16 protein-coding genes are annotated in these 19,964 nt (G+C 34.5%); 7 read left to right on the plus strand and 9 right to left on the minus strand.

The annotated features are described in order from the left end of the window. Window positions 1–54: 54 nt before the first annotated feature. From ACJ6WR_RS10815 to ACJ6WR_RS10825, 3 genes are all read left to right on the plus strand, one after another. Complete coding sequence (locus ACJ6WR_RS10815; protein ID WP_039113526.1) at window positions 55–432, plus strand: Fur family transcriptional regulator; 378 nt, start codon at window positions 55–57, stop codon at window positions 430–432. 84 nt (window positions 433–516) lie between these two features. Beyond that, window positions 517–2,388 (plus strand): Nramp family divalent metal transporter, encoded by a 1,872-nt coding sequence (locus ACJ6WR_RS10820; RefSeq protein ID WP_409417791.1) that lies wholly within the window; start codon window positions 517–519, stop codon window positions 2,386–2,388. 199 nt (window positions 2,389–2,587) lie between these two features. Further along, a complete protein-coding gene (locus ACJ6WR_RS10825) occupies window positions 2,588–3,241 on the plus strand; it encodes a metal-dependent transcriptional regulator (RefSeq protein ID WP_039113528.1) in 654 nt (217 codons plus the stop codon). 479 nt (window positions 3,242–3,720) lie between these two features. Here the strand turns inward: ACJ6WR_RS10825 and ACJ6WR_RS10830 are convergent, their stop codons facing one another. The 4 genes from ACJ6WR_RS10830 to ACJ6WR_RS10845 all read right to left on the minus strand — a co-directional run bounded on the left by ACJ6WR_RS10830 (window position 3,721) and on the right by ACJ6WR_RS10845 (window position 7,040). Beyond that, window positions 3,721–3,846, minus strand: coding sequence for a FeoB-associated Cys-rich membrane protein (locus ACJ6WR_RS10830; protein WP_082001810.1), 126 nt, complete (start codon window positions 3,844–3,846; stop codon window positions 3,721–3,723). A gap of 6 nt (window positions 3,847–3,852) precedes the next feature. Then, window positions 3,853–5,952: a ferrous iron transport protein B gene (gene feoB / locus ACJ6WR_RS10835; RefSeq protein ID WP_039113529.1), complete on the minus strand. Its 2,100-nt coding sequence runs from the start codon at window positions 5,950–5,952 to the stop codon at window positions 3,853–3,855. Between the two features lie 8 nt (window positions 5,953–5,960). Next, entirely contained in the window at window positions 5,961–6,191 is a 231-nt protein-coding gene (locus ACJ6WR_RS10840) for a ferrous iron transport protein A (RefSeq protein WP_039113531.1), read from the minus strand. 183 nt (window positions 6,192–6,374) lie between these two features. Next, a complete protein-coding gene (locus tag ACJ6WR_RS10845; RefSeq protein ID WP_039113533.1) occupies window positions 6,375–7,040 on the minus strand; it encodes an SCO family protein in 666 nt (221 codons plus the stop codon). 238 nt (window positions 7,041–7,278) lie between these two features. On the opposite strand from ACJ6WR_RS10845, the gene ACJ6WR_RS10850 reads away from it, so the two are divergent. Further along, a complete protein-coding gene (locus ACJ6WR_RS10850; protein WP_409417792.1) occupies window positions 7,279–9,339 on the plus strand; it encodes a M13 family metallopeptidase in 2,061 nt (686 codons plus the stop codon). A gap of 273 nt (window positions 9,340–9,612) precedes the next feature. Here ACJ6WR_RS10850 and ACJ6WR_RS10855 read toward each other — a convergent pair whose 3' ends face one another. Further along, entirely contained in the window at window positions 9,613–10,536 is a 924-nt protein-coding gene (locus ACJ6WR_RS10855) for a DMT family transporter (protein ID WP_409417793.1), read from the minus strand. A gap of 209 nt (window positions 10,537–10,745) precedes the next feature. On the opposite strand from ACJ6WR_RS10855, the gene ACJ6WR_RS10860 reads away from it, so the two are divergent. After that, complete coding sequence (locus ACJ6WR_RS10860; protein ID WP_086894729.1) at window positions 10,746–12,806, plus strand: M13 family metallopeptidase; 2,061 nt, start codon at window positions 10,746–10,748, stop codon at window positions 12,804–12,806. A 548-nt stretch (window positions 12,807–13,354) separates the two neighbouring features. Here the strand turns inward: ACJ6WR_RS10860 and ACJ6WR_RS10865 are convergent. From ACJ6WR_RS10865 to ACJ6WR_RS10875, 3 genes are all read right to left on the minus strand, one after another. Beyond that, complete coding sequence (locus ACJ6WR_RS10865) at window positions 13,355–14,185, minus strand: SDR family NAD(P)-dependent oxidoreductase (RefSeq protein ID WP_409417794.1); 831 nt, start codon at window positions 14,183–14,185, stop codon at window positions 13,355–13,357. Window positions 14,186–14,351: 166 nt separating this feature from the next. Then, window positions 14,352–14,801 carry an N-acetyltransferase family protein gene (locus tag ACJ6WR_RS10870; protein ID WP_409417795.1) on the minus strand — a complete coding sequence of 150 codons (450 nt, stop codon included), beginning with the start codon at window positions 14,799–14,801 and terminating at the stop codon, window positions 14,352–14,354. Continuing rightward, window positions 14,789–15,688, minus strand: a complete 900-nt coding sequence (locus ACJ6WR_RS10875) for a LysR family transcriptional regulator (protein ID WP_086893749.1) — start codon at window positions 15,686–15,688, stop codon at window positions 14,789–14,791. Before ACJ6WR_RS10875 ends, ACJ6WR_RS10870 begins: the two co-directional genes overlap by 13 nt. Before the next feature lie 147 nt (window positions 15,689–15,835). Here ACJ6WR_RS10875 and ACJ6WR_RS10880 point away from each other — a divergent pair, with 147 nt between their 5' ends. Then, window positions 15,836–16,231, plus strand: coding sequence for a rhodanese-like domain-containing protein (locus ACJ6WR_RS10880; RefSeq protein ID WP_409417796.1), 396 nt, complete (start codon window positions 15,836–15,838; stop codon window positions 16,229–16,231). A 339-nt stretch (window positions 16,232–16,570) separates the two neighbouring features. Then, window positions 16,571–17,527: a DMT family transporter gene (locus ACJ6WR_RS10885; protein ID WP_409417797.1), complete on the plus strand. Its 957-nt coding sequence runs from the start codon at window positions 16,571–16,573 to the stop codon at window positions 17,525–17,527. A gap of 33 nt (window positions 17,528–17,560) precedes the next feature. On the opposite strand, the gene ACJ6WR_RS10890 is transcribed toward ACJ6WR_RS10885, so the two are convergent. Further along, on the minus strand, window positions 17,561–19,957 hold the full coding sequence (locus ACJ6WR_RS10890) for a M20/M25/M40 family metallo-hydrolase (RefSeq protein ID WP_409417798.1): 2,397 nt from the start codon (window positions 19,955–19,957) through the stop codon (window positions 17,561–17,563). Between the last annotated feature and the right edge of the window lie 7 nt (window positions 19,958–19,964).

The following is a 19,964-nucleotide window of genomic DNA, read 5'->3' on the forward strand; positions in this document are numbered from 1 at the left end:
TGCAAATATAGAAAATTATTTTAAATGCAACTATGTTGCGTTAATATTTTACATATGAAAGTTACCCGTAATACCGCGGCTAAGGGAGCCATTTTAGAATTAATTACTAATTCAGATTCGGCTTTGTCCCATTCAGAGATTCATAAACTAACCCAAGATTTATGCGATCGAGTTACTATTTATAGAATTTTAGACCGATTAGTGAATGAAGATGTTATTCATAAAATCGTGAATCTTGATGGTACTATTAAGTATGCCAAATGTCATCATGCAAACCATGTGCATATTCATAATCACGTACATTTTAGTTGTGAAAAATGCTTAAAGGTTACTTGTATGGAAAACGTGCAGCCAAGCTATATAATCCCTCGTAATTACAAAGTCAATGATGTAAACTTTACTCTTTCGGGATTGTGTCCGAATTGTTTATAAAACTATTTAACATTTAGACAAGGCTAAAAAAAATATTTGAGCAATACTATTTTTGTATATATTTGCTTTAATAATTTTTATGAAATGTCTAAATCTCTCGAAGAAGTTAACCAATCGGTTCATACGCAAAATAAATCCTCTGTTTTTAGAAAAATATTAGCATTTTTTGGCCCAGCTTATTTGGTGAGTGTGGGTTATATGGACCCAGGAAACTGGGCGACTGATATTGCAGGAGGAAGTCAGTTTGGGTATGCTTTACTTTGGGTTTTGTTAATGAGTAATTTAATGGCTTTGTTGTTGCAAAGTCTTAGTGCCCGATTAGGAATCGTAACTCAACGCGATTTGGCACAAGCTTCGCGAGAAACTTATTCTAAATTCATTAATTATATATTATATATTCTTGCCGAAGTAGCTATTGCAGCCTGCGATCTTGCTGAGGTTTTAGGAATGGCAATTGGTATTAATTTATTATTTGACATTCCGCTTATTGAAGGAGTTTTAATAACTGTTCTTGATACTTTCCTGTTGCTATTTCTTATCAATAAAGGAATCCGAAAAATGGAAGCTTTTATCATTGTACTTGTTGCAATAATTGGGTTTTCTTTTGTTTTCGAAATGATTTTTGCTGAGCCTGAACTAGATAAAGTCCTTTATGGATTAATCCCTTCTTTACCGAATTCTGCTGCATTATATATTGCTATCGGTATCATCGGAGCTACAGTAATGCCACACAATTTATACCTGCATTCCTCATTGGTGCAAACCAGAAAGTTTGACCGAAGTCCAGCAGGAATCAAGCAAGCATTAAAATATAATCTTATCGATTCGACAATTGCGCTTAATCTCGCGTTTTTTGTAAATGCTGCTATTTTGATTTTAGCCGCAGCAACTTTTCATCGTAATGGAATGTTTGAGGTAGCCGAGATTCAGGATGCGCATAAGTTTTTAGAACCACTTTTAGGAACCAAGTGGGCGCCAATACTCTTTGCAGTTGCCTTAATTGCTGCAGGGCAAAGCTCTACAATAACAGGAACTTTAGCAGGGCAGATTGTTATGGAAGGGTATTTGAATCTTCGTATTCAGCCTTGGGTGCGACGTATTATAACACGTTTAATAGCGATTGTTCCGGCTGTAATCGTAATCTTGATTTATGGCGAGAGCGTCACGGGCAAATTATTGATTCTAAGTCAGGTAATCCTGAGTTTGCAATTGGGATTTGCTATTATTCCGTTAATCCATTTTGTGAGTGATAAAACCAAGATGAAGGGATTTCATATTAGCCGATTAACTCAGGTTACTGCATGGATTATTGCCTTAATCATTGTTTCATTAAATGGGAAATTGGTTTTTGATGAAATAAGCGGTTGGTTAGCAGCTTCGGATAATCCTATTGTGCTTTGGCTTACCGTTGTTCCTCTGGCATTTGCCTTTTTGATTTTGTTGCTTTATATCGTTGTGAAACCGTTTGTAGCCAAAGCAAAATCTAATATTCAGAATCATTCGCCTCATAATCTTAGCTTGCATTTTTCTGTAAAAGAAACCTATAGCAAAAAGAATATTGCGATTACGGTAGATTTCTCGAATGCCGATGAAGCTGCAATTAATAGTGCTTTTGAGTTGGGAGGAATAGATGCAAATTATACTTTAATTCACGTGGTCGAAACTGTTGGTGCACATATGTACGGTCAGAATGTAGATGATCATGAAACTACAATCGATGAAAAACTGTTGCTAGAATATAAAGAAATGCTCATGGCAAAAGGATTTAAGATTCATACCGAACTTGGATTTGGTAAACCAAATAATATCATCCCAATCATTGTAAACAAAGGAAGTTTTGATATTCTGGTAATGGGAACTCATGGACATACCGGGTTTAAAGATTTGCTTTTTGGTACGACAGTCGATAAATTGCGTCACAAAATTTCGATACCTTTGTTTATTGTTAAAAAATAGTTCTTTTATAGGGGCAAAGGTTCAGAGATGCAAAGAGACAAAGGTTTCCCTTAGTATCTAAAATCACTCCTATGATTTCGGACTAAAATTAAAAATAAAATAATCTTTTCATTAGGGAGACAAAGATTCAGATTAGCAACGACGCAAAGTTTTCCCAGAATCTGAAATCTAAAATCGACATTCTAAAATCTAAAATCAAATGACCTTCTCAGAAGAAAACTATCTTAAAGCCATTTATCATTTAACCACTTCCTCTGAAGCTGAGGTTAGTACGAATGCTATTGCCGAAATGATGGAAACAAAAGCCTCATCGGTAACAGATATGCTTAAAAAACTATCCGAAAAGGATTTAATAAATTATAAAAAATACCAAGGCGTTTCATTAACCGATAACGGGAAACTAGCGGCAAAGATGATTGTTCGCAAACACCGATTGTGGGAAGTATTCTTGGTAGATAAACTTGATTTCTCTTGGGATGAAGTGCATGATATAGCTGAACAATTAGAACATATTAAATCGGAACAACTAATCAATAAATTGGATGATTTTCTGGGTAATCCAACCGAAGATCCACACGGAGATCCAATTCCAGATGCGCACGGTCGAATCATCAAAGTCGAAAAGCAATTACTTTCAGAACTTGTAGAGAAACAGGTTGGCATTTGCGTAGGCGTAAAAGATACTTCATCAGAATTCTTGCAATATTTAGACAAACAAGAAATTGCTTTGGGGTCTAAAATCGAATGTGTATCGAAAGAAAGCTTCGATCAATCATTAAAAATTAAAGTAAATGATAAGGAATTGACGATTTCTAATAAAATTGCTTCGAATCTTTTCGTGAAGTTGGTTTAGGAGAGGTTCAAAGGAGCAGAGGGACAAAGGTTCTTTAGGAAGGTACTGAGGTGCTAAGAGGCAAAGGTTCAAAGGTTTGGTTTGCGCATAAAAAAGTCGCAATCTGCTCAGGGAGACAAAACTTTGTAAAGAAACAAAGGCTCAAAAGGTTTGTTTTGCGTAGAATATATACTCAATCTTGTCACGCCGAGGAACGAGGGGTCTCCGCAAGTAACTACACAATCTTTGTTGAGTTACTTGCGGAGACCCTTCTTTTGTTAGGGAGAGAGTTTTGCGATTGCGTTGTGTATAAACTCAATTTTGCAAATAAAGCAACACCGTTGCATTGTAGTTCTAATCTAGAGCAGCATCTACACACATAGCTCAATTACAGAGGTTTCAATTTAAATAAAAATTCAAAAGGTTCAAAGATTGTCCAGTTTATTCATAAACCGAACAACCTTTGAACCTTTGTTTCTTAGCACCTTAGTACCTTTCTCCTAGTGACATCCACAGTCATTTTCTCCGCAGTCACCCTTTTTCTTCTTAGGTTTCCAGAAAAACTTACGAATTAAAAATGCTATAGAAATGAATAAAATTCCGAATGCTATTATTTCCTGTATCATGATACATTATTTTAGTAATTGAAAAGCTATTAATGCAGTAATGTATGCGAAGCCTGTCATTAATACAAGCTGAACCATTGGCCATTTCCAAGAGTTTGTTTCTTTTTTGGTAATTGCAAGTGTACTTGCACACTGTAATGCAAAGGCATAAAAGAGTAATAATGAGATTCCTGAAGCAAAATTAAAGATTTTCTCACCCGTTTGAGGGTTGATTTCTTCCTGCATTTTACTTTTTATAGTAGCTTCATTATCGGTACCACCCACACTATAAATAGTTGCAAGAGTTCCCACAAATACTTCTCGGGCTGCAAATGAGCTTATGATTGCAATACCAATTTTCCAATCGTATCCTAAAGGTGATATCACTGGTTCGATGGTTTTACCCATTAAACCGATATAAGAGTTTTCTATTTTTTGTGATGCAACCGCTTCTTCAAATTCAAAGTCGCTTAGAGGCTTCTCTTTGTGTCTTTCTGTTACGATAGCTTCAGCATCATTAAAGTTCTTTCCTGGTCCGTATGAGGCTAAAAACCATAAAATAACCGATATCGCCAAGATTATCTTTCCTGCACCAAAAACGAATGCTTTGGTTTTTTCAACAACATTAATGGCAACGTTCTTGAATAATGGCATTTTGTAGTTTGGCATTTCGACTACAAAATACGTTTTGGATTTTATTTTTAGTATTTTATTTAAGATATAAGAAGACAAAATTGCCATCCCGAAACCTAGAAGATACAACAACATCAATGTTAAACCTTGCATATTCAGCACTCCAAAAACACGTTCGTCTGGTATTACCAATGAAATGATAATTGCATAAACAGGTAATCTGGCCGAGCAAGTTGTAAATGGTGTTACAAGAATAGTGATTAATCGTTCTTTCCAGTTTTCGATATTACGGGTAGCCATAATTGCCGGAATTGCACAAGCAGTTCCCGAAATTAAAGGCACAACGCTTTTTCCTGATAATCCAAATTTACGCATGATTTTATCCATAAGGAAAACTACACGGCTCATGTAACCACTTTCTTCGAGTATGGAAATAAAGAGGAATAAGAAGGCGATTTGTGGGATGAATATTAAGATTCCTCCAATTCCAGGAATAATTCCTTGAGATAATAAGTCGGTTAAGATTCCGCTTGGTAATCTTTCAGCAGCCAATGCACTTAATGATGCAAATGTACTATCGATAAAGTCCATTGGTATTGTTGACCATTGGAATATTGATTGAAAGATGATAAACAAGATGGCAAAAAATATAGCGTAACCCCAAACTTTGTGAGTTAATATGCGGTCTAGTTTTGCACGAAAATCTTTAGCGACAGTATGGTCAACTTTTAAACCTTCTTTTAAAACATCATTTATAAATTGATATCTCTTGATGGTTTCTTTTTGCTGCAAACGTTTTAATTCAGAATGTGATTTGGTAAATGTGCTTCTGATTTCGTTTCTATCCAAATTCAAAAAGTTCACATCTTGTGTAATCACCAACCACAATTTGTATAATAACTGGTTTGGGAAAGCGTGTTGTAAACTCTTAAAGTATTCTGGGTCAATAACCGATGCGTTTAAACACGGTTCGTTCGGAATATTTTTATAATTAACAATCAGGTTTTTAAGCTCATCGATTCCGTGACCTTTACGAGAACTTATTAATGCAATTTTTGTTTTTAAATGTTCTTCAAGATAGGGGATATCAAGCGTAATCCCTTTAGATTCCATTCTATCAGCCATATTAATAACTAATATAGTCGGAATTTCAAGGTCTTTTATCTGAGTATAAAGAAGTAAATTTCTTTTAAGATTTTCTACATCTGTAACAACAAGTGCTACATCTGGATATAATTTGTCGTTTTTGTTTAACAAAAGTTCAATTACCACATTCTCATCAATAGAACTGGCATTTAAACTGTACGTTCCCGGCAAATCGAGAATGTTGGCTTTAATGTTATTTGGCAATTTGCAAAATCCCATCTTTTTCTCAACAGTAATTCCCGGATAGTTTCCTACTTGCTGATTAAGACCTGTTAATTGATTAAAAACTGAAGTTTTTCCTGTATTTGGATTACCTATTAAGGCAACGTTTATATTTTGAATGTTCATTGCAAATTCTATTTGATTATTTCTACTTCTATTACACGTGCTGTTTCTATGCGAATAGCCACATGCGAACCATTAATATTCAAATATAAAGGATCTCCGAACGGAGCAATTTGAAGCAATTCGACCATGTTACCTGGCAAGCAACCCATTTCTAATAATTTCAACGGAACTAAATCAATATCAAATTCTTTGATAATGGCTTTTTCGCCTTTTTTCAGGGTGTGGATAGATTGTTTCAAGTTTATTTAGATTGAATTAATATTGCAATATTAGTCATTTAATATTTATTTAAAGCCGTTTTGCCCTATGGTTTCAATGTTTTAAGATATAATTCACATATAGGATTGGCTCTGCTAAAAGTTAAATGAAAACCATTTATTCAGAGATTTAACGATTTTGAAAGAAAATTTAAAATCGAAAAGTTATTCGGTACACAAAAAGTTAATATCTTCTATAAGTTTTTGAATATCTTCTTTTTTGGTTCCGTCATAAAAACCACGTACGCGTCTTTTTTGATCTACCAAAACAAAGTTCTCTGTATGCACCATATCGTACAATTGATCAGGTCTTCCTAGTTTTACAGCCAAATATGATTTACGAGCCATGGTGTAAATTTCTTTTTTGTCGCCAGTAACCAAGTTCCATTTACTATCTACAACACCGTTTTTTACAGCATATGCTTTTAGAACAGGGATACTATCAGTTTCTGGAAATACAGTATGCGATAGTAACATTACTTTAGGATTATCTAAAACCGCTTTTTGAACGTCGGCAAGATTTGCTGTCATTTTAGGGCAGATAGAACCACAAGTAGTGAAAAAGAAATCGGCTACATATATTTTTCCATCATAATCTTTTTGAGTAATCGTATCACCATTTTGATTTACAAAGGAGAAATCGGCAATTGTATGGTACTTGCTTTTGTATTGCATGGTGCTATCAACCAGTTCTGGATTTACATCGGCTGGATTAAAAATAGGCAATGTTTTCTTCGGTTTTAATGCTGAATAAAACAACGAAATTGTAACGGCTGAAAATACGAATAGGACCAAGAAAAATTTCCTGTACTTGTAGAGTAAAGATTTCATAAACAAAATTTGGTGCAAAAGTACAAAAACCTCTTTTTAAATACGGTAACATTGTTTTTTTTAACCAAATTAGAGGATGTGATTTCTGCCAAGAAGATAAGAATGTATTGTAATATTTATTGTTTTGTTATGAAACAACTAAAGATTTCCAGTTTTTGAAACTAAAAATCGTACAATCGTTAACATTTTATTCAAAATAATAACGATATGTTTGTGAATACTAAACTTAAAAACAAATATGAAAAAACAAGTTAATAGACATTTGTTGTTTGCAATTCCTGCAATGTTAGGATTTGCAATGTGTCAAGCTCAAAGCATGGCACCGAAAACATCAGGCATTGATATTTCTTTAATGGATAAAAATGTTAAACCAAGTCAGGATTTCTTTAGATATGTAAATGGGACTTGGCTGGATAAAACCGAGATACCTAGTGATAGAAATGCTTGGGGAAGTTTTAATGAACTACGTCAGAAAACAGACAATGATGCTTTGGCAATTTTGAAAGAAGCTTCAAAAAGTCAAAAATATAAATCGAATACAGATCAAGGAAAAGCAATCGCTCTTTTTAATACAATCTTAGATACTGTTGGAAGAAATAAGAGAGGGATTACGCCGCTGCAACCTTACTTAAAGAAAATTGATGCTATTAAAAATGTAGCCGATTTACAGAATTTCTTAGCAGAGATGGAATCTCAGGGTGGTGTTGGTTTCTTTGGATTTTATATAAGTGCTGATAAAAAGAACAGTAATGTTAATGCTATTAGTTTAAGTGTAGGCCGATTAGGACTGTCGGATAAAGATTATTATGTGTCTGAAGATAAGGATTCTAAAGAGAAACGTGCTAAGTATGAACTCCATATTGCAAGAATGTTGCAATTAATAGGTGAGACTCCACAAAAGGCTAAAGAAAACGCTACTCAAATCTTAGCTTTAGAAATAGCTATGTCTGCACCAAGATTAGACCGTGTGGAACGTAGAGACGGAAGATTGCAATATAATCCTACGGCTGTTGCAGATCTTAAAAAAATGACTCCTGCAATACAGTGGGATAAATACCTAACAGGTATTGGAATGGCAAAAGTAGATACGATTATTGTAACGCAACCTCGTTACATGAAAGCATTACAAACCATTTTTACCGAAAATAAAGTAGGTGCTTGGAAAGAATATTTAAAATGGAGTATTTTAAATAAAACATCTTCACAGTTAACTACTCAAATAGAAGATGCTAGTTTTGATTTTTACGGAAAAACATTAACAGGAGCTATAAAGCAACGTCCAGCAGAAGAAAGAGCACTTCAGGTAATAAACCAAGTGGTTGGAGAATCTTTAGGTAAACTATATGTTGAAAAAATGTTTCCAGCTGAAGCTAAAGTAAAAGCCGAAAAAATGATTCAGAATGTAGTTTTGGCGTACCAAAACCGTATTACTGATTTGCCATGGATGTCAGCAGAAACTAAAACTAAAGCAATTGAAAAACTGAATAAAATTGCCATAAAAATTGGTTATCCTGATAAATGGAAAGATTACAGCGAGTTGGTTATTAAAGATGTGTCCGAGGGAGGAAGTTATTTTGATAATAGCATCAACCTGGCTAAATGGAACTATAATCAAGATATTGCTAAATACAAAAAGCCAGTTGATAAAACGGTATGGGGAATGTCTCCTCAAACGGTAAATGCGTATTACAACCCATCGTATAACGAAATTGTATTTCCGGCAGCTATCTTACAACCTCCATTTTACAATTATCAAGCAGATGAAGCTGTGAATTATGGCGGAATCGGTGCAGTAATTGGTCATGAAATTTCTCATGGTTTTGATGATTCGGGTGCGCGTTATAATGCAAACGGTAATCTAGTTGACTGGTGGACAGCAGATGATTTAAAACAATTTACAGCTTTAGGAACTGCATTGGCAAACCAATATAGTGCATTAGAGCCTTTACCTGGAATTCACGTAGACGGAAAGTTTACCTTGGGTGAAAATATAGGCGATTTAGGTGGTATTAATGCTGCTTATGATGGATTGCAATTGTATCTAAAAGCCAATGGAAACCCTGGATTAATAGATGGTTTTACACCAGAACAACGTTTCTTTATATCTTGGGCAACAGTTTGGAGAACTAAGAGTCGTGATGAAGCAATCAAAAGTCAGGTTAAAACAGATCCACACGCTCCAGGAATGTACCGAGCTTATGTGCCGTTACAAAATGTAGATGCTTTTTATAATGCATTCTCTATAAAACAAGGAGATGGTATGTATATAGAACCATCAAAACGAGTTAAGATTTGGTAAAATAAAAATAAAAAACGGCTGTCTTTAATAAGGCAGCCGTTTTTTATTTAAGTATTAAGTACCTAAAAGCAATTTCTTTATTATTAAATACTAATATCAGGAAAAGGCTTTGCGATACTAAAGGTAAAACCTAACAAATCTAAGAATCTAAAATAGTCTAACCAGTCCAACAATCTAAGGAGTCTAAGTCAGTCTGAAAATCTAAGATAGTCTAACAAATCTAACCAGTCTAACAATCTAAGTCAGTCTAAAAATCTAAGAAGTCTAATTAGTCTATTTCTTTATCTTCCTAATAGAAGAGTTTACTAAATACAAACCAATTAAAGTAACCAAAACTCCTATGACAATGGCAAGAGTAAGCGTTTCGTCAAAAAGGATGAAACCCAATAAAATGGCAACAATAGGATTAATGTAGGCATAAATACTACTAACTTCTTTTGGTAAATGCTGCAATGTATAGATAAAAGCAATAAAGGTTAAAACCGACCCAATAATTACCAGATACCCAATAGACCACCAAGAGGAAGCAGGGATTTGATTTAGAGGAATATTAGTTCCAGTTGTTTCGGTTATACCAAAAAGAATGCAGCTCGAAATAAGCATTTGCAATCCTAAACTAAAATAAGGATTAAAACTAGCTGCTTTTTTCATGGTATGTAAAATCCCGAAAGCCCAAGTTATGGTTGAAGCAACGGATAAGAAGATTCCGAATTGGAATTGAGGGTTTAAGAAATCAGAAAGGTGATCTATAAAAATGATACAAACACCTACAAAACAAATTAAGATTCCCGCAACGGCAAGTCTGGCAATGCGTTCCCCTTTAAAAAAACAAATAACAACAATCCATATTGGGAAAATAGCACCAATAATGGCACCCAAACCACTGCTAATATATTTTACGCCCCAAGTGCTTAAACCATTACTACAAACAAAATTTAAGATACTTAAAACCAGGATAGTTTGCCATTGTTTTTCTTTTGGCCAAGGTTCTTTCTTGAGTATGAAATAACCAACATATAAAATTCCGCCCATAAACTGTCGGATAGTTGCGAGTTGCAACGCAGGCATATGTTTTACGCCTTCTTTGGATGCCAGCCATGTTGTTCCCCAAAAAAAACTAACCCAGCATAAAGCAAGTATTGGTAAACCAATAGATTCTACTTTGTTAGAAAATGCCTGCTGAATTTTAGCTCTCACGTACTGATCGTTTTATGATGTAAATATTCAGAAATAATTTTGAATTAATATCATAAAATTGCTTTTTTGCTTACATTTTTTAATCTAAATATGTAACAAAATTTCAAAAGACAGACCAATCGATTACAAACTTAAATCTAACAAAAATTAACATTTTATTCAAAATAATAACAATAAGTTTGTGAGTAACTATAAAACCTTATTTAAAAATGAAAAAGAACAATAGTAAGAATTTGCTATTTGCAATACCGGCAGTGTTAGGTTTTGCAATGTGTCAGGCTCAAAGTCAGGCGCCTTCGGCATCTGGAATTGATGTATCCTTAATGGATAAAAAAGTTAAGCCAAGCGAAGATTTCTTCCGTTATGTAAATGGAACCTGGTTAGACAAAACGGAAATTCCTAAAGACAGAACTACATGGGGAAGTTTTAATGAATTGCTGAAGAAAACAGATGCAAATTCGCTAGCTATTTTAAAAGAAGCATCGAAAGATCCAAAATACAAATCGAATACGGATCAAGGAAAAGCAATAAATCTTTTTAACGCAATCCTGGATACTGTTGGAAGAAACAAACAAGGAATCACGCCTTTAAAACCATATCTTAAAAAAATCGATGCAATAAAGAATGTTGCTGATTTAGAGAAGTTTTTAATTGAAACGGAACCTATTGGCGGAATTGGATTTTTTGGAGTATACGTAGGAGCTGATGAAAAAAACAGTACCAAAAATTCTGTAAGTCTTGGTTTAGGTAGATTAGGTTTACCAGATAAAGATTATTACACATCTGAAGAAAAAGATTCTAAAGAAAAACGTGAAAAATATGTACTTCACGTAGCTAGAATGTTGCAATTTATAGGAGAAACTCCTGCAGCTGCAAAGCAAAATGCTGAGAAAATATTAGCATTAGAAATCGAAATGTCTAAACCAAGATTAGATAGAGTAGAACGCAGAGATAGCAGATTACAGTACAATCCAACTTCGATTGCTGATTTGCAAAAAATGACACCAGCTATTAACTGGAAAAATTACCTTACAGGAATTGGAATGGCTAAAGTGGATACTGTTATTGTTCTGCAACCAAGATATATGAAGGCTATGGAAACTATTTTCAAAGAAAATAATATAGCAGCTTGGAAAGAATACATGAAATGGTCTTTATTAAGTGCATCATCATCACAATTATCTACTGATATTGAAAGTGCTAACTTTGATTTCTACGGAAAAACTTTAACTGGAGCGATTAAACAACGTCCACGTGAAGAAAGAGCGCTTCAGGTTGTAAACCAAACTATTGGTGAAGCTTTAGGTAAATTATATGTAGAGAAATTATTTCCAGCTGAAGCTAAAGCAAAAGCAGAGAAAATGATTCAGAATGTAATTTTAGCTTACCAAAACAGAATAAACAATTTAACTTGGATGTCTGCTGAAACTAAAGTTAAAGCGATTGAGAAATTAAACAAGATTACTATAAAAATTGGTTATCCTGATAAATGGATAGACTACTCAGCTTTAGAAGTTAAAAGTCTTGCTGAAGGCGGAAGCTATTTTGAAGACATGAAAAACTATTCTAAATGGAGTTTCAATAAAGGACTTTCTGATTTACCTAAACCTGTTGATAAAACAGAATGGGGAATGTCTCCACAAACGGTAAATGCATATTACAACCCATCGTATAACGAAATTGTATTCCCTGCAGCTATTTTACAACCTCCTTTTTATAACTACGAAGCAGACGAAGCTGTAAATTATGGTGGAATCGGTGCTGTAATCGGTCATGAAATTTCTCATGGTTTTGATGATGCTGGTGCTCGTTATAATGCAGAAGGAAACCTTGTTGATTGGTGGACAGAAAATGATTTGAAAGAATTTACAAAATTAGGAACTGCTCTTGCAGATCAATATAGTGCATTAGAGCCACTTCCGGGAGTTCACGTAGATGGTAAATTTACTTTAGGTGAAAACATTGGCGATTTAGGTGGAGTAAACGCTGCTTACGATGGTTTACAATTGTACTTAAAAGCAAATGGTAATCCAGGTTTAATCGACGGATTAACTCCAGAGCAACGTTTCTTTATTTCGTGGGCTACGGTTTGGAGAACTAAAAGTCGTGATGAAGCTTTGAAAAATCAAGTAAAAGTAGATCCGCACTCTCCAGGAATGTATCGTGCGTATGTGCCTATCCAGAATATGGATTCTTTCTATGAAGCATTCTCTATTAAAAAAGGAGATAAAATGTACATAGAACCAGAGAAAAGAGTTAAAATCTGGTAATATCAAGTTTTATAAAAAAAAGGGGCTGCTTTAATAAAGCAGCCCCTTTTTTTTTGAGGTTCTGAGGTTCTGAGAGGCAAAGGTTCAAAGGTTTTGGTTTGTGCATAAAGTTACCACAAACTTGTCTTTCCTAGGAACGAGGAATCTCCGTTAGTTGCTACATAATCTTTGTCGAGTTACTCGTAGAGATTCTTCCTTCGTCAGAAAGACAAGTTTGAGGTTGTTTTGTGAGTAATTGATAACACATTACAAACATTGCCAACGGTTTCAACCGTTGGAGCGCAATGTATTATTTGGAATGCATTATCTCGTAATCGGTAGCCCATGGTTGAAACCTTGGGCTATGGTTATGTAGACAATCTTGTCATCCCGAAGAATTGAGGGATCTCCGTTAGTTGCTCCACAATCTAAGGAATAAGATGTATTAGTTACTTGCAGAGCTCCGCCTCACATACGTTCACATTATGGAAAACCTATATTACGTAGACGCACTGCGGTGCGTCTCTACAGAAAACCTTTCCGTCTTTGAACCTTTGTTTCTTAGCACCTCAGAGCCTTTGCACCTTTTCAAAACAATAATCGAGTACCGTTTCTATTTTAGCACTCGAAACAACCTTTTTAAAGCTTTCTTTTTCATGATTAAACTTAGGAGGAGTTAATTCCTTTTCGGCTGCTTTTTGGGTGTAATATTCCTCACGGGAAGGATGAAATGGAGCAACGCCATTAAAAGTTTCATTCCATGAGTCGGATGCTATAATTTTTAGGATAATACCAATACAATCGTCCTGATGAATAAAGTTGATAGGTGCATCGGGGTTCTCGACATTCTCTTTTCCAGATAGAAATTTAATAGGGTTTCGGTCTTCGCCAATTAAACCTCCAAAACGGAGAACAGTAGTTTTAAAATTGGTATTGCTATGCAGAAGTTCTTCGGCAATTATCAATTGTTTACCACTTTCGGTATCGGCATCAGGTTTTGTTTCTTCGGTTACTAATAAATTAGCTTCACCATAAACTGATGTCGAACTTATAAAAAGTACTTTCTCGATGGTTGATTTTTCGATAAACGGAATCAGGAAAGCGATTTTATCTACAAAGCTTTCTGCGTTTTCGCCACGTAACTTGGGCGGAATATCGATAATAAGAATCGTACTTTCATTTAAAAAAGCTTCAACTTGTCCTGATGTACTTTTGCCGAAAGGCGGATTCTCTTCGTTACGATTGATATTTATTAAAAACGGATTAATTCCGGATTCTTTTAATATCGATATTTTTTCAGTTGAGGTTGTAGATCCGTTTACCGAAAAGCCTTTTATAATCATAGCTTTCGCCAAAGGAAATCCCAACCATCCACAACCTAAAATACTAATTTTTGTCATTTTGTTTTCTTGTAATCAGTGTGTGATTTTATCCTTTAAGTTGGTTTTGCTTTTATACTATCCTTAAATTGTCTTGCAAAGCCGCAAAGTTTTACGTCGATTAGCTACACTTAATATTTACTTATATCACTTATATGGTTAACTTTTTTCGGATTCTAGCTATATGTTACAAAATTAAAGAAAAACGAACTTTATCTTTTCCGTTTGCTCCAATGCGGTTATAAAATTTTATTGCTCTGGTGTTAAATATCGGCGTTTGCCATTGTATGTTGATGCAGTTTTTATCAATCGCAATTTGTTTGAGCTTTTCTATAATGGCTTCGCCAATTCCAAATCCGCGAGCGGAATCCTCAAGAAACAAACAATCCATGTACATAAAATCGGCGGCATCCCATGTAGAATAATCGAAAGTGTACGTTGCATAGCCAATAATCGCTGCATTTAATTCGACAATTAAGCAATATAATTTTGGATTGTCAGCAAACAAAGCGAGTTTTAGTTTGTCTTCTTTCCCTTCAGAGGTAAAAGCTGCTTTCTCGTATTCGGCATGTTTCTGGCACAAATCGACTAGTTTTGTTAAGTCGTTTGTGTTGCAATCTCGTATTATAAATTCCATTGATGGTGAATTTCGGTTTGTAAAAATTCTATAAAATGATTAAAATAGTCTGGATATTCTTTACTTTCTCTAATAGCAATGAAATGTTTTCTTTTTAAGCCATTTTTACCAATTTTTACCGCTTTTAACGGGCTGTTTTTTAAATAAGGCAACAATGCCCATTTTGCCATCGACATAACGCCCATATCGGCTTTAATCATTTCGATAGAAGCTTCGGTAAGAGGCAACGGAGTTATTTTTCGGGGAGTTACTTTGGCAGGAACCAAAAGCATTTGATGAATTGTAACACTTTCTATCGGTAGCGAATGAATGATTAAATGTTCATTGATAAAATCTTCGGCTACGACATATTTTTTATTTGCCCAGGAATGATTTTCAGATACAACCATAACCATTTCATCCTGAAAAAGTTCGAGGTATTTTATTCTGTCATCTTTTATAATGTCGCTTACAATACCAATGTCTATTACATTATCAAGTAATTTCTGAACGGGTTGTTGCGTGGCTTCGGTTACAATTTTGAGTTCAATATTTGGATATACAAAGTGAAATTGCTTTAGAACGGAAGGCAACCAATGATAGCTGGAAAAACATTCGGTACTAATACGGATTTCTCCATACTCGCCAAAAACCATTTGTTTGATTTCTTGCTCAGTTTCTGATATTTTGTCCAGAATCTCATTAGAAATCCCATATAGTTTTTCACCAGCTTTAGTTAAAACCAGTTTTTTGTTTGCTCTCAGGAATATCTTGGTTCCTAGTTGATATTCTGCCTCCTTCAGTTGGTGGCTTAATGCCGATTGAGTGAGATGTAGTTTATCAATAGCCTTGGTAATACTTCCTTCTTCGACAATTGCTTTTATCAATCGTAAATGTCTTATTTCCATTTTTGAGCGTTGTTTACACAAAGGAACAAAAATTTATACTTGCATTTGCATGAAAAAAAGTAATGCAATACATGAATTCTTTTCGTTTTTATTACAGTTGTGGTTGCTCTAATTTTGGATTGTTAAATAACTAAAAACAATACTATAATGGAAGATCAAATTAAACATTATGAAAACAAACTAGCATTTGAAATGGATCCATCAGATTTATTCGATGCTTTAAACGATGGGGAAAAAGTAGTTGCACTAGATGCCCGAAAAGCGTTTGGATTTGAAGCCGAGCATATACCAGGAGCAATTAATATTCCGCATCGCGAGATGACCATTGAAAGTACGAAACATCTGGATAAAGATATTTTATATGTAACCTACTGCGATGGGATTGGTTGCAATGCATCGACAAAAGGCGCTCTTGCTATGACCCGATTGGGATTTAAGGTAAAAGAATTAATAGGAGGAATTGAATGGTGGAAATTTGACGGTTATGCTACCGAAGGCACAAATGGAAAACAAACAGGATTGAAAATTGAATGCGCTTGTTAAGTTTAATCCTTTGTTTTGTTATTTGGCTAAAGTCACATTTATTGTAAATTCTTAAATCTCCAGCTTTAGCTGAATGCCGTTAAATTAAGTTTTTTTTTAGCTAATTATGGTTAATTGTATTCTCGCAAAGACGCAAAAGCGCAAAGATTTTAGGCATAGACTTGGCGGCTTGGCGACTTTGCGTGAGATTTATTCGGTACAAAATTAGATGCTTATTTGTTAACTTGATGATATTAAACTGATTAATTGAAAATCTCAAGACTCTAAGATTTGAAAAAAAGCAAAAAATATCTGATAATATTTTATTCAAACATTCATTAAAAAACACATTTAATCATAATGGAAAAAAGTCCAGATTATAAATTATTCCTCTGTTTAGCGACAGTAGGTATTGTATGGGGAACAACCTTTTTAGGAATCAGGGTTGCGGTGGAAACGATTCCGCCTTGGTTTGTAACCTCCATCCGACAAGGATTGGCAGGATTAATAGTAATGGTTATTTTACTATTTAAAAAAGAACTTAAATGGATTGGTTGGACAAATTTCAGACATCAGTTAATTCCATCTTTATTAATGATTGTTATTGCAAATGGGTTTACCACAATTGCCGAACAAACTTTACCAAGCGGACTCGCATCGATAATGAGCGCGCTATCTCCCATACTTATTTTTGTTGGAAGTGTTTTCGTTGGATTGCAAAAAGCGAGTTTAAAAGGTTTTGTAGGTGTTATAATAGGATTTTCGGGAGTCGTTTTTATATTTAAAGATGGACTTGGTGCTTTTTTAGATTCTAATTACCAACACGGACTTATATTTATAAGCATGGCAATTTTTGGTTGGGCATCGGGAACGGTTTATACCAAAGCTCAAGCGCATAAATCGAATACGATTGCACTCAATTTGTTTTACCAATTTGCAATTGCGACTTTGGTTCAGCTTGTTTTAGCTTTTATCTTTTCTCCTAATCCAGATATAAGTTCGTGGAGTTTAAGAAGCTTTTCTGCGGCTTTATATTTGTCAGTTTTTGGTTCAGTACTCGCATTCTTCTCTTACCATTATGCGATAAAGCGAGTAACAGCGGTTCAAATTTCTATTTTGTCGTACATCAATACTATAATCGCTGTGTTCTTGGGCTGGTTGATGCTAGACGAAGTAATTACAGTCGATTTTATCATTGCCACGGCATTGATTATTTTGGGAGTTTTTATCATCAATTATAAAAAGAAAGAAAAACCAATAACAATACATGAAGAATGTTTACTTGTAGTAAACAAAAATCCCAAACTATCAGTTTGATAATTTGGGATTTGTTTTTGTGTAAACCTTGTATTATTGCGGTGTGATTGCAGTTGGTCTTAAACTATCTTTTACAACTTTTAAACTGTCTTGAACAGCGGTTGTTGTTTCGGGAGTGTCTAAAACTACTTTCGAAGGTTTTATTTTTTCTTTAATTACAACAGCATCGTTTAATACAAAAGGAGTTGGCATCATCCAGGAAGCTCTTTTCTCGACCTTAAGTAATGGATTAGTCAATAAATCAAATGAACTTTCTATTAAAGTCATGTCGAAAACAGTTTTTGCATCAATACTAAATTGCATTACAAGCGGTTCATTGTTCACCACATAATAACTTAAAACTTTAGCGCCTTTTCGTTCCAGTTGGCTTCCTTTTTGTCCAAGAGGTGCTGTACCGTTTGCTTTAAAATTATTGAAAGCCATTTTTGGATCTCCAAAAATATCATAACGATTTACGTTTCTGTTAGGCGTAATTTTAATTTTTAAGAACCTTGTATTTCCTCTCATACTATCTTGTAGAAAAGCGATTGTAGGTTTTGCCAATGCTATTTTTGGAGCATCTGCGCTATAGGTAAACCCAGAGCTGTATTTGCTAAATAGCGGAAGGTTGTTTAAGGCAATAGCATCTTTTGGGTCTTGCCCTAAATATTTTTGAGTCCATTCGTCTAGGTTAACATCATAAGTTGTCCATTTAGACTTGTCTGTATCTGCATTATATACATACAACAAACTATTCGATTTTGCCTTGCCATTTTCATATCCAGAAGTATAGCCGCCCCATGCAAAACAACCAATCGAAGCGATAAGAAAGAACAATGCCCAAATTCCTTTTCTTATAAATGTACCAAAAATAGGAAGTAATAACCCGAAAGTTAGTGCAGTAAGAATAGCACTTCCGAAAAGTACTTTTAATCCTAAACCTATTGGAAACATTTGGATAAAAGGCGCAATAATCAATAAAGCAGGAATGCTGAATAATAGACTAACGAATAAATTTACTCTTTGAGTAATTATATAAGCTGCAAATAAGATTAACCCAAAGTAAACAGGAATGATTAAAAATCCTGCACCTTTTAAACTATTTGCAAGTAAACCATTAATAACAATCCATAAAAATAAAGGAGCTACATAATGACTAATTGTAACTTTTGTATCAGAGAAACTATTGTAAAATGAAAAACAAATAGCGATTGTCAATAAGACAAAGGCAGAAATGTAAGCATGACCGTTATATGTAAAACCGTTTAGCAAGTCGTTATACTGCGGATAAATTTGTAATATTAATTTCCAGCCCAGGAAAGTAACAAGTCCGGCAACAATTATTGCACCAAGCAAAGGGATAAAACCTCTAAACATGTCACTAAATGTGATAATCCTTTTTGCTTTTCCTATAAAAATCAAGAATATAAAAAGACCCAATGCAATAAGAGTCATTGGTAAAACCCATGAAAAAGGATAATTTATAAACGTAAACGGAATGGTGAAATAAACAAAATCCTCTGTAGTTGGAGCATGATTTAAATCGCTGTTAGAGAAGTATTTTAGTAAAGGCATTAAGTAACTACCTTGGTGTGTTAGGCTAGTTTTGTTTAAATGAGCAAGATCATCTTGTTGCGTATGATAATTAAAATGGTCATCTATAAAAGCAAAATTAAAACCTTGAATATTACCTTGTTCTCTAAAAACAGTTAAATCAGTATCATTAGGTAACATCTTATAAATGCTGTACATAAGAGAGTTCGATACAGGATAAGTAGTTTTAGCTTCGGCAAATTCTTTAACCATCTCAGCATTTCCGCTGTTAGTTTCCATCAGCATATAACTTGGTCCAGACGTACCACGAGCTTCAAAGTTTATAACCAAGCCTACATCTTTAGCCCATTGGTGTTGTGTTACAAAAAGAGCAGCACCGTTTAAACCTAATTCTTCGGCATCGGTAAAAAGGATAATAATATCATTTTTATGTTTTTCTTTACTGTATAAAAAGGCGCGAACACCTTCTAGAATCGTTGCAACACCCGATGCATCGTCGCTTGCACCATGCGAGAAAGAATGCGGAGCACTATCATAATGAGATAATAATAACAACGCTTTGCTATTGTTAGACCCTTTTATGCGGGCCATAATATTTTTAGATTTTACCAGATTTCCCCAGTCACTCATTGTAAAACCTTCCTGAACAGAAGTTTCAAGACCTAGTTCTTTAAGTTCAGATTCGATATATTGTGCTACTACTTCATGATTTGCCGAACCGACATAATGAGGTTCCTGAGCAATTTCTTTAACGTGAGCCAAAGCTCTATCGGTCGAAAATTCGGCAAGAGCTTCTTCACCCTTAGAAACCCATTGCGGTTTAAGAGTGACATAAACAAAAGCTAGTACGGCAAGTATGCCTAGAATAGATAAGATGGAGGGAATGGTTTTTTTCATGTGGTAT

Source organism: Flavobacterium sp. PS2, from assembly GCF_046250155.1.
In the GTDB taxonomy this organism is placed as follows: Bacteria; Bacteroidota; Bacteroidia; order Flavobacteriales; family Flavobacteriaceae; genus Flavobacterium.

Excerpts from the sequence above, each read along its gene's own strand:
- ACJ6WR_RS10820 (WP_409417791.1), top strand. The coding sequence starts at position 517 with ATGTCTAAATCTCTCGAAGAAGTTAACCAATCGGTTCATACGCAAAAT.
- ACJ6WR_RS10815 (WP_039113526.1), top strand. The coding sequence starts at position 55 with ATGAAAGTTACCCGTAATACCGCGGCTAAGGGAGCCATTTTAGAATTA.
- ACJ6WR_RS10870 (WP_409417795.1), bottom strand. The coding sequence starts at position 14,801 with ATGGAATTTATAATACGAGATTGCAACACAAACGACTTAACAAAACTA.
- ACJ6WR_RS10865 (WP_409417794.1), bottom strand. The coding sequence starts at position 14,185 with ATGACAAAAATTAGTATTTTAGGTTGTGGATGGTTGGGATTTCCTTTG.
- ACJ6WR_RS10880 (WP_409417796.1), top strand. The coding sequence starts at position 15,836 with ATGGAAGATCAAATTAAACATTATGAAAACAAACTAGCATTTGAAATG.
- ACJ6WR_RS10875 (WP_086893749.1), bottom strand. The coding sequence starts at position 15,688 with ATGGAAATAAGACATTTACGATTGATAAAAGCAATTGTCGAAGAAGGA.
- ACJ6WR_RS10860 (WP_086894729.1), top strand. The coding sequence starts at position 10,746 with ATGAAAAAGAACAATAGTAAGAATTTGCTATTTGCAATACCGGCAGTG.
- ACJ6WR_RS10890 (WP_409417798.1), bottom strand. The coding sequence starts at position 19,957 with ATGAAAAAAACCATTCCCTCCATCTTATCTATTCTAGGCATACTTGCC.
- ACJ6WR_RS10825 (WP_039113528.1), top strand. The coding sequence starts at position 2,588 with ATGACCTTCTCAGAAGAAAACTATCTTAAAGCCATTTATCATTTAACC.
- feoB (WP_039113529.1), bottom strand. The coding sequence starts at position 5,952 with ATGAACATTCAAAATATAAACGTTGCCTTAATAGGTAATCCAAATACA.
- ACJ6WR_RS10850 (WP_409417792.1), top strand. The coding sequence starts at position 7,279 with ATGAAAAAACAAGTTAATAGACATTTGTTGTTTGCAATTCCTGCAATG.
- ACJ6WR_RS10830 (WP_082001810.1), bottom strand. The coding sequence starts at position 3,846 with ATGATACAGGAAATAATAGCATTCGGAATTTTATTCATTTCTATAGCA.
- ACJ6WR_RS10845 (WP_039113533.1), bottom strand. The coding sequence starts at position 7,040 with ATGAAATCTTTACTCTACAAGTACAGGAAATTTTTCTTGGTCCTATTC.
- ACJ6WR_RS10885 (WP_409417797.1), top strand. The coding sequence starts at position 16,571 with ATGGAAAAAAGTCCAGATTATAAATTATTCCTCTGTTTAGCGACAGTA.